This window comes from Streptomyces sp. MMS24-W38 (assembly GCF_059889265.1).
In genome coordinates this window covers 1097527-1111623 of the sequence record NZ_JCBCPP010000001.1, presented here as the reverse complement: position 1 = coordinate 1111623, position 14097 = coordinate 1097527, and the positions used below count along the sequence as shown (strand labels likewise).

Annotated in this window: 11 protein-coding genes and 2 pseudogenes; 9 read left to right on the top strand and 4 right to left on the bottom strand. The window is 69.6% G+C overall.

The window, feature by feature from the left end:
* Nucleotides 1-2: 2 nt before the first annotated feature.
* Complete coding sequence (locus AC6F7H_RS03865) at nt 3-1307, bottom strand: IS630 family transposase (RefSeq protein ID WP_500755205.1); 1305 nt, start codon at nt 1305-1307, stop codon at nt 3-5.
* A 191-nt stretch (nt 1308-1498) separates the two neighbouring features.
* Nucleotides 1499-1798, bottom strand: coding sequence for an ATP-binding protein (locus tag AC6F7H_RS03860; protein ID WP_500755203.1), 300 nt, complete (start codon nt 1796-1798; stop codon nt 1499-1501).
* 316 nt (nt 1799-2114) lie between these two features.
* Between AC6F7H_RS03860 and AC6F7H_RS03855 the strand changes: the two are divergent.
* The 4 genes and pseudogenes from AC6F7H_RS03855 to AC6F7H_RS03840 all read left to right on the top strand — a co-directional run bounded on the left by AC6F7H_RS03855 (nt 2115) and on the right by AC6F7H_RS03840 (nt 5320).
* Nucleotides 2115-2968 (top strand): annotated as a pseudogene (locus AC6F7H_RS03855) (IS5 family transposase).
* Nucleotides 2965-3363: a hypothetical protein gene (locus AC6F7H_RS03850; RefSeq protein ID WP_500755201.1), complete on the top strand. Its 399-nt coding sequence runs from the start codon at nt 2965-2967 to the stop codon at nt 3361-3363. Before AC6F7H_RS03855 ends, AC6F7H_RS03850 begins: the two are co-directional and overlap by 4 nt.
* Before the next feature lie 270 nt (nt 3364-3633).
* Nucleotides 3634-4431 carry a DUF5707 domain-containing protein gene (locus AC6F7H_RS03845; protein WP_500755200.1) on the top strand — a complete coding sequence of 266 codons (798 nt, stop codon included), beginning with the start codon at nt 3634-3636 and terminating at the stop codon, nt 4429-4431.
* Between the two features lie 475 nt (nt 4432-4906).
* A complete protein-coding gene (locus AC6F7H_RS03840) occupies nt 4907-5320 on the top strand; it encodes a hypothetical protein (protein ID WP_500755199.1) in 414 nt (137 codons plus the stop codon).
* Between the two features lie 325 nt (nt 5321-5645).
* On the opposite strand, the pseudogene AC6F7H_RS03835 reads toward AC6F7H_RS03840, so the two are convergent.
* A pseudogene (locus AC6F7H_RS03835) lies at nt 5646-5984 on the bottom strand (UTRA domain-containing protein); the annotation flags it as partial.
* A gap of 31 nt (nt 5985-6015) precedes the next feature.
* On the opposite strand from AC6F7H_RS03835, the gene AC6F7H_RS03830 reads away from it, so the two are divergent.
* The 4 genes from AC6F7H_RS03830 to argF all read left to right on the top strand — a co-directional run bounded on the left by AC6F7H_RS03830 (nt 6016) and on the right by argF (nt 12592).
* Nucleotides 6016-7491 (top strand): 3' terminal RNA ribose 2'-O-methyltransferase Hen1, encoded by a 1476-nt coding sequence (locus tag AC6F7H_RS03830; RefSeq protein WP_500755198.1) that lies wholly within the window; start codon nt 6016-6018, stop codon nt 7489-7491.
* The gene (locus AC6F7H_RS03825; RefSeq protein ID WP_500755197.1) at nt 7488-10052 is read left to right on the top strand and encodes a polynucleotide kinase-phosphatase; all 2565 of its coding nucleotides are present in this window, start codon (nt 7488-7490) and stop codon (nt 10050-10052) included. The genes AC6F7H_RS03830 and AC6F7H_RS03825 overlap by 4 nt, the downstream gene beginning before the upstream one ends.
* A gap of 221 nt (nt 10053-10273) precedes the next feature.
* Nucleotides 10274-11497 (top strand): arginine deiminase, encoded by a 1224-nt coding sequence (locus AC6F7H_RS03820; protein WP_500755196.1) that lies wholly within the window; start codon nt 10274-10276, stop codon nt 11495-11497.
* Nucleotides 11498-11584: 87 nt separating this feature from the next.
* Nucleotides 11585-12592 (top strand): ornithine carbamoyltransferase, encoded by a 1008-nt coding sequence (argF, locus tag AC6F7H_RS03815; protein ID WP_500755194.1) that lies wholly within the window; start codon nt 11585-11587, stop codon nt 12590-12592.
* A 21-nt stretch (nt 12593-12613) separates the two neighbouring features.
* Here the strand turns inward: argF and AC6F7H_RS03810 are convergent, their stop codons facing one another.
* Nucleotides 12614-13048, bottom strand: coding sequence for an ATP-binding protein (locus AC6F7H_RS03810; RefSeq protein ID WP_500755193.1), 435 nt, complete (start codon nt 13046-13048; stop codon nt 12614-12616).
* Between the two features lie 219 nt (nt 13049-13267).
* Between AC6F7H_RS03810 and AC6F7H_RS03805 the strand changes: the two genes are divergently transcribed.
* Entirely contained in the window at nt 13268-14095 is an 828-nt protein-coding gene (locus AC6F7H_RS03805) for an enoyl-CoA hydratase family protein (protein WP_202280823.1), read from the top strand.
* The last annotated feature ends 2 nt before the right edge of the window (nt 14096-14097 follow it).

The following is a 14097-nucleotide window of genomic DNA, read 5'->3' as shown; positions in this document are numbered from 1 at the left end:
TGCTACCTGTTTGGCGGGTTGATTTTGGTGAGGTAGTCGGCGAGAGATTTCAGGATCTCGTCGGCGGTCTTGACCCAGGTGAAGGGTCGCGGGTTCTCGTTCCAGGTGTCGATCCACGCCTTGATGTCGTCCTCGAGGGCTTTGACGGAGGTGTGTACGCCGCGCCGGATGAGCTTGTCGGTCAGCAGACCGAACCAGCGCTCGACCTGGTTGATCCAGGAGGAGCCGGTCGGGGTGAAGTGGACGTGGAAGCGCGGGTGCTTGCCCAGCCACGCCTTGATCTCGGAGGTGTTGTGGGTGGCGTAGTTGTCGCACACCAGGTGCACATCGAGTTCACGCGGTACCGCCTTGTCTATCGTGGCCAGGAACTTCTTGAACTCGACGGCCCGGTGACGGCGGTGGAGCTCGCCGATGACGGTGCCGTCGGCGATGTTGAACGCGGCGAACAGGCTGGTGATGCCGTGCCGCAGGTAGTCGTGGGTGCGGCGTTCGGGCATGCCCGGCATCATCGGCAGCACCGGCTGCGAGCGGTCCAGCGCCTGGATCTGGCTCTTCTCATCGACGCAGAGGACCACCGCCCGTTCGGGCGGGTTGTGGTAGAGCCCGACCACGTCCACGACCTTGTCGACGAACTGCGGGTCGGTGGACAGCTTGAAGGAGTCCTGCAGATGCGGCTTGAGGTCGAACCTCTTCCAGATCCGCCCGATGGTCGACTTCGACAGGCCGGTGCGCTTCGCCATCGCCGCCCGCGACCAGTGCGTGTCCTGGCCCGGGGTGGACTCCAGGGTCGCCACGATCACTTCTTCGACCTGGTCGAGCAGGATCGACGGCGGCCGGCCCGGCCGGGGTTCGTCGTGCAGGCCGTCGAGGCGTTCGGCGATGAACCTCGCCCGCCAGCGGTCCACGGTCGACGCGTCGATACCGAGATCGGCCGCGGCCTGCCGGTTCGTCCCGCCCTCGGCGCACCGCAGCACGATCTTCGCGCGCAGTGCCAGGTACTGCACGGTCTTCGCCCGCCTCGCCCAGCGCACCAGCTGGTCCCGCTCGGCCTCGCTCAGGACCAGCTCCGCCTTCGGCCGGCCGATCCGGCCCGCGTCCTGCAGCCCGGCCAGCCCCTCGGCCGCGAACTTCCGGCGCCACTTGCCCACCGTTTTGGCCTGAACGTCAACGAGCCGCCCCACGGCAGCATTCGACATCCCGTCGGCGCACGCCAGAATGATCCGGGCCCGCTCGGCGGCTCTCCGGTCCCGCGCCCCGGCGCGGCGCACCAACTCGGCACGCTCGTCCTCGGACAACGTGATCGACACTGCAGAAGGACCCGGATGCGACACGCGAAAAGGGTAGCAACTTACCCGCGTGATTTGCGGCGCAGCACACTAGCCCCTCAGGCCGTGCGGACAGACCACCCGCACGACTCACACCCGCAGGCCTGCACGCACTCACGGCAGGCCTGCGGACGGAGTCTCGCCATCCTCGGTCGTGCTCTCGCAGAAGCGGGTCACTGGGACGGCTCGCGCTTCAGCTCGCCCCAGACCTGCTTGCCCCAGTGGTACAGGTCGGTACCCCAGCGCTCGGTCAGAGAGTCGACCAAGACCAGTCCACGCCCCCGAATTTGGTCACCATTGGAGTCGGTCCGCATCGTCGGGACGGCCTTGGAGCGGTCGACGACCCCGAGACGGACCCAGTTCTCGGAGGGACGCGAGACGATCACACGGATCGACGCGAGGCGGCCGTGGTCCACTGCATTGGAAACCAACTCGGTGATGACCACAGTGGCGTCGTCGGTCCGGTCCTCCAAGCCCCAGGCGGCGAGAGCGGTACGAACCGGCGCGCAACGGCTGCGCTCTCCGGCTCCCGTGGAAGACTCGCGGAGCTCCGGTAGTTGTCCTTTGACAGCGAAGATAGTCGCTCAGGGGTGACCTGACCTGGGCGGACTAACTTGCGTGTCAACGAGGCGGACGTCGAGGCCCGGACAACTGCCCGGTCCCCGCTCAGCTCTTGCGCTCACTCAGAGGGAGTTAAGTCCCGTTCCAGATGATCTGGTGTCGCCCGTTCGTGGGTGATGGGACGGTTCCACCCTCGTGTCATGTCGTGTGCATGATGGGGTCGCGGGCATGGAACGGATGCCGTACGCAACCGACTTGACCGAAGAACAGTGGTCGCTGATCGAACCGCTGGTCACCGCGTGGAAGCAGGACAGGGTGGCGCGGTCGGCGACCGGAGACCCGGGCTCCTGCGACCTGCGGGAGGTCGTGAACGCGATCTTGTACCAGAACCGGACGGGCTGCCAGTGGCGCTACCTGCCTCATGACCTGCCCGCCTGGTCGGCGGTGTTCTACTGCTTCACCCTGTGGCGCAAGGACGGCCTCGATCAGCGGATCCAGGAGATCCTGCGCTGCCAGGTGCGGGAGCGGGCCCGGCGATGAGAGGACCCGTCCCTGGTGATCATCGACACCCAGTCCGTCCGCGTGGCGGCCGGGGTGCCGAAGGAGACGACGGGACTGGACGCGAACAAGAAGACGCCCGGCCGCAAGCGGGGACTCGCCGTGGACGTCATGGGCCTGATCATCGGCGTGGTGGTCCTGGCCGCGAGCGCGCACGACAACGAGGCCGGCATCGCCCTGCTGGACCAGGCGGCCGAACGATGCGGGATACGCCTGGAGAAGGCCCTGGTCGACCAGGGCTTCAAGGACGCCGTGATCATCCACGGAGCGGTGAAGGACATCACCGTCGAGGTGGTCCGGCGCAACCCCGACGACCAGGGCAAGGGCTTCGTCCCGCAACCGAAACGGTGGATCGTCGAGCAGGTCAACGGCACCCTCATGCTCCACCGCCGCCTCGCCCGCGACTATGACCACCGGCCCGACAACGCCGCCTCCCGCGTCTACTGGGCCTCCACCGCCGGCATGCTCCGCCGCCTCACCACCCCACCCCCGCCTGGCGCGCCGCGGTGGAGCTGGCCGCGTGAACGTCTCCGAACTCCTGCGGCTGCTGCAGACCGAACACGACGAGACCGCAGCCCGCGCCGACAACCTGCGCGAGCAGATCGAGCAGCTCACCACCGCCCTCGCCGAAACCGAGGCCCGCCTGGCCGAGCTCGCCGCCACCCGCAAGGTCATCGACGGCCTCGCCCCGCCCGACCAGGAAACGGCCTCCGCGGAGACCGCCACCGTCTACCAGCGCATCGTGACTGCCTTCAGCGAACACCCCGATAAGGTGTTCCGCGTCCGCGATCTGCACGAACACCTCGGCCTGCCCACCGACGAGCCCTCGATCAACGTCACCCGCTCCCGCCTGGGACGACTCGTCCGCCAGGGATTCCTCGAGCAGCCCGGACGTGGCCGCTACCAGAAACGGACTTAACGCCCTCTCAGAGGCACTACTGGTCGAGGTTGGCTGCTGTGGTTGCTGTACTTCCTTGCTGTACAGCTCGCTTCGTCGCCGCGTTCTGGGCATGAGCCTCACGCCGCAGCCGACACTCATAGTCCGCGATCTGTTGGGGCACGGGTCTGCTCATTGCAGCTCGGATAAGCCGCTCGTTCTCCCGATTTTATCTTTGTGTACAACCTTTTACGTTCGCCCCAGGTCTGGTCTGTGAGGTCAGCAGACCCACAGACCAGACTTGGGGAACAAATGCGTATTCGTGCCACTGTTGCCGCTGTCTCCGGCGCCCTGGCCCTGTCCGCCCTCGCCGTGCCGGTCTCTCAGGCGAGCAACCCTTCGTTCGCACTGACGCGGGCGAACGCCGCCCCGGTGATCAGCAAGGTCGTTGTCAACAGTGGAAAGCCGATCGTGCTTGGTACCACCGCCACCAAGAAGGTGACGGTCTCCGTCACCGCGTCCCACTCCTCGGGCATCGAGGACGCTCTCTCCTACATCTGGAGGGGCCGCGACAGCAACCCGAACCTGTACGGCTTCGGGTTCCACCCGGACGGGGAAAGGGCCAAGTGCAAGGCCGCGAACGCAACAACCTCGACCTGCACCCTCACCATCACGGTCGATCCCGGATACCTGTGGAACACCAACGCCACGACCTGGCGGGTCTACGCCAGCGCATGGGGCAAGGACGGGAACTTCACCGAGAATGACAGGTTCTCCTCGGTCAGGTTCCAGCGACTGTCGCGGCTGACGGTCAACGCCTCCCCGGAGCCCGTGAAGAAGGGCCGCACCATCACGGTCACGGGCAAGCTGGACCGGGCCAACTGGGACACCCGTAAGTATGCGGGCTACGCGTCCCAGTCGGTCAAACTCCAGTTCCGGAAGAAGAACAGCAGCACATACACCACCGTCAAAACGGTGAAGAGCTCCAACACCGGCACGCTGAAGACCACGGTCAAGGCGGTGGAGGACGGCTACTGGCGCTGGAGCTTCGCCGGTACGACCTCGACTCCCGCAGTCAACGCCACCGGTGACTTCGTCGACGTGAAGTAGTCCCGCAGCGCGCGGTAGCGAGAGAACCGAAGGGCCCGGCAGGCCGGGCCCTTCGTCGTCGTTTCCGCGAGGGGGCGTTTCCGCCGAAGAAAGCGCCGGCGCGCTCGGGATCCTGGAGCACCGGTTTGGAAGATCGCGTATGCGTGTGCGCGTTGACCTAGCGAGACGCTGACCTGGGCGTTTCTGAAGTGGTCGATGCGACTCCCCGCTGTTCCCCGTGCAGTACCCCCTCATCGGGCACGCAGGGGGCACGTGTGCCCGTCTGCCGGGCTGCTGGCAGTGAGGCGCCGTTTTGCGTTGGTACCTCTTCTGTGTCACTCGTCTGCACCGTCGGGGGCGACGGCGAGCAACTGTCCGCTGAGGCTGGGATCTGACAGAAGCGCGGCGCGCAGCCTGTTCAGGAGGAGCCGACCGCGCAGATGGGATCGCGGCGCGGCAGGCATGCGCTGCTGAAGAAATGCGAAGGTACCTCCGCATGCCACACCACGCCGCGACGGTGTCGGCGGCTACCTGGATGGCCAGGTGGGCAGGAGCTCTGCTGTGCCTCGCGGTGGCCGCCATCCACGTCGTGGACCAGGGCGGCATCACGGCAACGAGGGACCCCCACTACATCGGCGTCGCCTACCACGTCCTGGAGATCGCGGCAGTGGTCGCCGCCGTGCTGCTCCTCATCGGCCTTGTTCGAGTGGGATGGTTGCTGGCAGCCGTGGTCGCCGTCGGCCCCTTGCTGGGCTACATCCTCTCCAGGGGTCCGGGGCTGCCCTACTACAGCGACGACGTCGGCAATTGGACGGAACCGCTCGGGCTGGTCAGCCTGGCTGTCGAAGGAGCCCTGCTCCTGCTGTCGGTGCCGCTCTTCGCGCGGAGCCTGCGCCGCAGGACCTACTAAAGCTGCGCCAGTAGCTTGTACACGCTGGTGTACAGATTGCGTGCGGTTCTGTCCCGACCTGCGGTTATGTCTCGGTGGTGACTTGGGCCACACGTATATCGCGACCCACCACCCACCCCGGCTCCCATCCCGTCCGCCGCAACGTGCCCGCAGTCGGGGACGGCGCCCCCTCCATCCCGGTGCCGGCCGATCCCCCGCCGGAGGCATTGCCTTGACCGCGGGCCGCTCTATGCGGTGATCGACTCATGGCCTCCGGCCCTATCCATCAGTGGGCGCGCGTCGGCGCAGCGCAGCCGGGGCTTGAACCTGGGAAGAAGGTGGTGACTCAGTCGTTGGTCGGGGTGGTTTTCGGGCTTGCGTCGAAGTCGTACTTCAGGACGTAGGAGGCGGCGTCCAGTGTTGTCTTGTTGACCTCGACGGAGTGGTCCTTGTCCGTGAAGGCGGTGCGGCAGATGAGGGTGACCGGAGTGCCCGCGGACATGCTCAGCTGGGCCGCCTCGTCCTTCGAGGACATGCGTGAGCGGATCTCTTCGCGGAAGTGCGCCGGCTCGTGTCCGAGTTCGGCGAGCCTTGCGTATGTGCCGCCCGGCCCGGTGTCCTCTGTGGTCGGACGTCTGCCGGCCTGGTGGGGTCTGCTGCTGTTCGCGAGATAATCGAGTATCGGTATGGGCCCGACGCCGCCCATACTCGGGTACGTGTTCCTGATGATCAGTACCACCGGCGTCCCCGAGCGCCCCGCGACCGACCTGGGCTTCTTGCTGCACAAGCATCCCGGGAAGGCGCAGGCGTTCTCCACCTCCTACGGCACGGCGCACGTCCTCTACCCCGAGGCGGACGACGAGCGCTGCACGGCGGCGCTGCTGCTGGAGGTGGACGCGGTGGCGCTGGTCCGGCGGGGCAGGGGCAAGGGCCGGGGCGGTGCTCCCGACGCCGCGCTCGCGCAGTACGTCAACGACCGCCCGTACGCGGCGTCCTCGCTGCTCGCCGTCGCGCTGAGCGCGGTCTTCTCCAGTGCGATGCGCGGCGTGTGCAAGGCCCGCCCGGAGCTGCCGGGGCAGCCCCTGCCGCTGCGCATCGAGGTACCCGCGCTGCCCGCGCGCGGCGGCCCCGCCCTGGTCGGCCGGCTCTTCGAGCCGCTCGGCTGGACGGTCACGGCCGAGCCGGTGCCGCTGGACACCGAGTTCCCGCAGTGGGGCGACTCGCGGTACGTACGCCTCGTCCTGGAGGCGGACACCCTCACCCTCGCCGAGGCCCTGCGCCACCTCTACGTCCTGCTCCCCGTCCTCGACGACGCCAAGCACTACTGGGTGGCGCCCGACGAGGTGGACAAGCTGCTGCGCGCCGGTGAGGGCTGGCTGCCCGGCCACCCGGAGCAGAAGCTGATCACCAGCCGTTACCTCACCCGCCGCTGGTCGCTGACGAGGGAGGCGACGGAACGGCTCGAGCTGGTCCGGCTGGCCGAGGCGGACGACAGCGAGGTCGAGGAGATCGACAACGCCGTGGGGGAGGAGACCGAGGCCGAGGAGAAGCCGACCCCGCTCGCCGTGCAGCGCCGGGACGCGATCGTCGCCGTGCTGCGCGCGTCCGGGGCCACCCGGGTGCTCGATCTCGGGTGCGGGCAGGGCCAGTTGGTGCAGGAGCTGCTGCGCGACCCGGCCTTCACCGAGATCGTGGGCCTCGACGTGTCGATGCGGGCGCTCACCATTGCCTCCCGGCGGCTCAAGCTGGACCGCATGGGGGAGCGGCAGGCAGCGCGGGTGAAGCTCCTCCAGGGCTCGCTGGCGTACACCGACAAGCGGCTCAAGGGGTACGACGCGGCCGTGCTCAGCGAGGTGATCGAGCACCTCGACCTGCCGAGGTTGCCCGCCCTGGAGTACGCCGTGTTCGGCGCGGCCCGCCCCCGCACGGTCCTCGTGACCACCCCGAACGTCGAGTACAACGTGCGCTGGGAGAGCCTGCCCGCCGGGCACGTCCGGCACGGCGACCACCGCTTCGAGTGGACCCGTGAGGAGTTCCGTGCCTGGGCGGCCGAGGTCACCGAACGGCACGGCTACGACGTCGAGTTCGTACCCGTGGGGCCGGACGACCCCGAGGTCGGGCCGCCCACCCAGATGGCCGTTTTCGTGACCGTGGACAAGACTGTGGACAAGAAGGAGGCGAAGGCGGCATGAGCAGCGAGAGCACTGCCGAAGCCCGAAGCGCCGGGGGCCGGGTCCTGCCCGTCACCGACCTCTCCCTCGTCGTCCTCGTCGGGGCCTCCGGCTCGGGCAAGTCCACCTTCGCCCGCCGCCACTTCAAGCCCACCGAGGTCATCTCCTCCGACTTCTGCCGCGGCCTGGTCGCCGACGACGAGAACGACCAGAGCGCGTCCAGGGACGCCTTCGACGTCCTGCACTACATCGCGGGCAAGCGGCTCGCCGCGGGCCGCCGCACCGTCGTCGACGCCACCAGCGTCCAGCAGGACGCCAGACGCCAACTGATCGACCTGGCCAGGCAGTACGACGTGCTGCCGATAGCCATCGTGCTCGACGTGCCCGAGGAGGTGTGCGCCGAACGCAACGCGGCCCGCTCCGACCGCGCGGACATGCCCCGCCGGGTCGTCCAGCGGCACATCCGCGAACTCCGCCGCTCCCTGCGGAGTCTGGAGCGCGAGGGCTTCCGCAAGGTGCACGTCCTGCGCGGTGTCGCCGAGATCGAGGACGCCACCGTCGTCACCGAGAAGCGGTACAACGACCTCACCCACCTCACCGGCCCCTTCGACATCATCGGTGACGTCCACGGCTGTGCCACTGAACTGGAGTCGCTGCTCGGCGCGTTGGGCTACACCGACGGCGTGCACCCCGAGGGCCGCACCGCGGTCTTCGTCGGTGACCTCGTCGACCGCGGACCGGACAGTCCGGGCGTGCTGCGCCGGGTGATGTCCATGGTGAAGTCGGGCAACGCGCTGTGCGTGCCCGGCAACCACGAGAACAAGTTCGGCCGGTACCTGAAGGGCCGCAAGGTCCAACACACCCACGGCCTCGCGGAGACCATCGAGCAGATGGACCGGGAGAGCGAGGAATTCCGGTCCGAGGTAAGGGAGTTCGTCGACGGCCTGGTCAGTCACTACGTCCTCGACGGCGGCCGGCTGGTCGTCTGCCACGCCGGGCTGCCGGAGAGGTACCACGGCCGTACCTCCGGCCGGGTCCGCAGCCACGCCCTGTACGGCGACACCACCGGCGAGACCGACGAGTTCGGCCTGCCCGTGCGCTACCCGTGGGCCGAGGACTACCGGGGCCGGGCCGCCGTCGTCTACGGCCACACCCCGGTCCCGGAGGCCACCTGGCTCAACAACACCATCTGTTTGGACACCGGCGCCGTCTTCGGCGGCAAGCTCACCGCGCTGCGCTGGCCGGAGCGGGAACTGGTCGAGGTGCCGGCCGAGCGGGTCTGGTACGAGCCCACCCGCCCGCTGCGCACCGAGGCCCCCGGCGGGCAGGACGGCCGTCCGCTGGACCTCGCCGACGTGCACGGCCGCCGGGCCGTGGAGACCCGGCACGCCGGCCGGGTGGCCGTGCGTGAGGAGAACGCCGCCGCCGCGCTGGAGGTCATGAGCCGCTTCGCGATCGACCCGCGCCTGCTGCCCTACCTCCCGCCGACCATGGCCCCCACGGCCACCTCCCATCTGGACGGTTACCTGGAGCACCCGGTCGAGGCCTTCGCCCAGTACCGGGAGGACGGGGTCGAGCGTGTCGTGTGCGAGGAGAAGCACATGGGGTCGCGGGCGGTCGCCCTGGTCTGCCGGGACGCGGACGCGGCCGCCAGGCACTTCGGCGTCGAGGACGGTCCGGCCGGATCGCTCTACACCCGTACCGGCCGCCCGTTCTTCGACGACGCCGCGGTCACCGAGGAGATCCTCGGCCGGCTGCGCACGGCGATCACCGAGGCCGGGCTCTGGGACACGCTCGAGACGGAATGGCTGCTGCTGGACGCCGAGTTGATGCCGTGGTCGCTGAAGGCGTCCGGGCTGCTGCGCGCGCAGTACGCCGCCGTGGGCGCCGCCTCCGGCGCGGTGTTCCCGGGCGCGCTGGCGGCCCTGGAGAAGGCCGCCGCCCGGGGCGTGGAGGCGAAGGAGCTCCTGGACCGCCAGCGTGAACGCGCCGACGACGCCGCCGCGTTCACCGACGCCTACCGCCGCTACTGCTGGCCCACCGACGGACTGGACGGCGTACGCCTCGCCCCGTTCCAGATCCTCGCCGTCCAGGGCCGCAGCCTCGCCGCCCTGCCGCACGACGAGCAGCTCGCCCTGCTTGACCGTATGGTCGAGCACGACGCCACCGGCCTGCTGCGGACCACCCGCCGCCTGTACGTCGACCCCGCCGACCCGGAGTCGGTACGGGCGGGCGTCGACTGGTGGCTGGAGATGACCGGACGCGGCGGCGAGGGCATGGTCGTCAAACCGGTCGGCGCCCTGGTCCGCGACCCGAAGGGCCGCCTGGTGCAGCCCGGCATCAAGTGCCGGGGCCGCGAGTACCTGCGGATCATCTACGGCCCCGAGTACACGCGCCCCGAGAACCTGGCCCGGCTGCGCGGCCGGTTCCTGGGCCACAAGCGGTCCCTGGCCGTCCGCGAGTACGCGCTCGGCCTGGAGGCCCTGGACCGGCTCGCCGAGGGTGAGCCGCTGTGGCGGGTGCACGAGGCGGTCTTCGGCGTACTGGCACTGGAGTCGGAGCCGGTGGACCCGCGACTGTAGCGGCCCCCGTCGCACTCCTCGCCGTCGGCCGTCCGGCCGCCGCCCCCGACCGGGGGCCCGCCACCCGGCGGCCCCCGGTCCGCCCCGGCGGCTCCCGGTTCACCCCGGCCTGCCCAGGTCCGCCCCGGTTCGTTCGGGCCGCCGCGTACCGGCCGGGAAAAGCCGGTTTCCGTCCCGTCCGCGGAGGGGTGAATCTCCGTGCGGGTGGTCAGGATGGAGATATGACCTACCACGTCGACTCCGAGGCCGGACGGCTGCGCCGCGTCATCCTGCACCGGCCCGATCTCGAGCTCAAAAGGCTCACCCCCAGCAACAAGGACGCCCTGCTCTTCGACGACGTGCTCTGGGTGCGCCGGGCGCGCGCCGAGCACGACGGGTTCGCCGACGTCCTGCGCGACCGGGGGGTCACCGTCCACCTCTTCGGTGATCTGCTCGCCTCGACGCTGGACATCCCGGCGGCCCGCGAGCTCGTCCTGGACCGTGTCTTCGACGAGAAGGAGTACGGCCCGCTGGCCACCGACCACCTCCGCGCGGCGTTCGAGCCGCTGCCCGCGGCCGAGCTCACCGAGGCGCTGGTCGGCGGGATGACCAAGCGGGAGTTCCTGGACGTCCACCCCGAACCGACGTCCGTGCGCTTCCACGCCATGGAACTCGACGACTTCCTGCTCCGCCCGCTGCCCAATCACCTCTTCACCCGGGACACCTCCGCCTGGATCTACGACGGTGTCTCCATCAACGCCATGCGGTGGCCCGCCCGGCAGCGCGAGACCGTGCACTTCGAGGCGATCTACCGGCACCACCCGCTGTTCCGCGGGAAGGACTTCCACGTCTGGTCCAAGGGGCAGGCCGACTACCCGTCCACCATCGAGGGAGGGGACGTCCTGGTCATCGGCAACGGGGCGGTGCTGATCGGCATGAGCGAGCGGACCACCCCGCAGGCCGTGGAGATGCTCGCGCACAAGCTGTTCGCCGCCGGTTCCGCCGAGACCATAGTCGCCCTCGACATGCCGAAGAGGCGCGCCGTCATGCACCTGGACACGGTGATGACGATGATCGACGGCGACACCTTCACCCAGTACGCCGGCCTCGGCATGCTCCGTTCGTACACCATCGAACCCGGTTCCGAGGACAAGGAACTCAAGGTCACCGACCATCCGCCGGAGCACATGCACCGCGCCATCGCCGCCGCGCTCGGGCTCAGCGAGATCCGGGTGCTGACCGCGACCCAGGACGTCCACGCCGCCGAGCGCGAGCAGTGGGACGACGGCTGCAACGTCCTGGCCGTGGAACCGGGCGTCGTCGTCGCCTACGAGCGCAACGCCACCACCAACACGCATCTGCGCAAGCAGGGCATCGAGGTGATCGAGATCCCCGGCAGCGAACTCGGCCGGGGCAGGGGCGGACCGCGCTGCATGAGCTGCCCGGTCGAGCGGGACGCGGTGTAGGGGCGCCGACGGGTGTTTGCATATAAATTCTGAGTTTCGTATAGAGTTCCACGTGTCAACCTGTACCTGCACCTCTGGAGCGCCCCCATGGCGACAGTCCCGACCGCCCTCGCCGGCCGCCACTTCCTCAAGGAGGTGGACTTCACCGCGCAGGAGTTCCTCGGCCTGCTCGACCTGGCCGCGGAGTTGAAGGCCGCCAAGAAGGCCGGGACCGAGACCCGGTACCTCCAGGGCAGGAACATCGCGCTGATCTTCGAGAAGCCCTCGACGCGCACCCGCTGCGCCTTCGAGGTGGCCGCCGCCGACCAGGGCGCCGCCACGACGTACATCGACTCGAGCGGCTCGCACATCGGGAAGAAGGAGTCCGCGAAGGACACCGCGCGGGTGCTCGGTCGGATGTTCCACGCGATCGAGTTCCGGGGCGACTCCCAGCCCACCGTGGAGACCCTCGCCGAGCACGCGGGCGTGCCCGTCTACAACGGCCTGACCGACGAGTGGCACCCCACCCAGATGCTCGCCGACGTGCTCACCATGACCGAGCACAGCGGCAAGCCGGTCACGGAGATCGCCTTCGCCTACCTCGGCGACGCCCGCTTCAACATGGGCAACTCCTACCTCGTCACCGCGGCCCTGCTGGGCATGGACGTGCGCATCGTCGCCCCGAAGGCGTACTGGCCCGCGCAGGAGGTCGTCGACCGGGCGCGGGTGCTCGCGGAGTCCAGCGGGGCCCGCATCACGCTCACCGAGGAGATCGCCGAGGGGGTCGCGGGCGCCGACTTCGTCGCCACCGACGTCTGGGTCTCCATGGGGGAGCCCCAGGAGGTCTGGGACGAGCGGATCGCCGCCCTCGCGCCGTACGCGGTGACCATGGACGTCCTGCGCGCCACCGGCAACCCCGACGTCCGCTTCCTGCACTGCCTGCCGGCCTTCCACGACCTGGGCACCCTGGTCGGGCGCGAGGTGTACGAGAAGCACGGGCTGGAGTCGCTGGAGGTGACCGACGAGGTGTTCGAGTCGGACCACTCGGTCGTCTTCGACGAGGCGGAGAACCGGATGCACACGATCAAGGCGGTCCTGGTGGCGACCCTGGCCTGAGGTTCGGGCCGGCCGGCGTTCTCAGGAGGGCCGGCGCTGGTGCGGCACCACCGGCAGCCGGAACCACACCGCCTTGCCGGACTCGGTGAGGCGGTGACCGCACGACGAGCTCAGGGCGCGGATCAGCAGCAGCCCCCGCCCGTGCTCCTGCCAGGGGTCAGGCGTGCCGAGGGTGGGGCGGGCCAGGTCGCCGGGCGGGGCCGGGTCGCCGTCGTGCACCTCGACCTGGCAGCCGGTCGGCAGCAGCTCCACCACCAGCTCGATCGGTGTGTTCCCCGAGGTGTGCTCCACCGCGTTGGCCACCAGCTCGGCGGTGAGCAGTTCCGCCGTGTCGCTGTCCGCGGCGTGCCGCCGTTCGGCCAGCGCCGTACGGACCAGTGCACGGGCGACGGGCACGGCCGCGGTGGTGTGCGGCAGTGCGACGCGCCAGGAAGGGGAGGTCAGGGATTCGTACACGTGGATCCGATCGGGGAGAGCAGGCAGGCGGTCCTGCTTTCAATCACTCAATCGTACGGGGCCCCGTACGAGCCCTTTCAGGGGTACCCAGGTCCATCTATCGCGTACTCCTGACGACAGTCATAGATGAATGATAGCTTCGCGGGGTAGAGCTCAGTGAGCAGGGCCGCAGCCGCAGTGCGAGACCACGCGGCGCGCCCGCCCGAGGAGGCCGCCCTCATGAGTCCCTTCACCGGCTCCGCCGCCCGCACCCCCCGCTGGGAGCACCTGCGCGTCGACCTCGCCGACGGCGTCGCCACCGTCACCCTCGCCCGCCCCGACAAGCTCAACGCGCTCACCTTCGGCGCCTACGCCGACCTGCGCGACCTGCTCGCCGAGCTGTCCCGGGAGCGGGCGGTGCGGGCCCTGGTGCTGGCCGGGGAGGGGCGCGGCTTCTGCTCCGGCGGTGACGTCGACGAGATCATCGGCGCGACCCTCGGCATGGACACCGCCCAGCTCCTCGACTTCAACCGGATGACGGGGCAGACCGTACGGGCGATCCGCGAGTGCCCGTTCCCGGTGATCGCCGCGGTGCACGGCGTCGCGGCGGGCGCCGGCGCCGTCCTCGCCCTGGCCGCGGACTTCCGGGTCGCCGACCCCACCGCCCGCTTCGCCTTCCTCTTCACCCGGGTCGGCCTGTCCGGCGGCGACATGGGCGCCGCCTATCTGCTGCCCCGGGTGGTCGGCCTCGGCCACGCGACCCGGCTGCTGATGCTCGGAGAACCGGTCCGGGCGCCCGAGGCCGAGCGGATCGGCCTGATCAGTGCCCTCGCCGACGACGGTGGTGCCGACGAGGCCGCCCAGGCGCTCGCCCGCCGCCTGGCCGACGGCCCGGCACTGGCGTACGCCCAGACCAAGGCACTGCTCACGGCCGAACTGGACATGCCCCTGGCCGCCGCCGTCGAGCTGGACGCCGCCACCCAGGCCCTGCTCATGAACGGCGAGGACTACGCCGAGTTCCACGCGGCCTTCACCGAGAAGCGCCCCCCGAAGTGGCGGGGGCGGTAGCC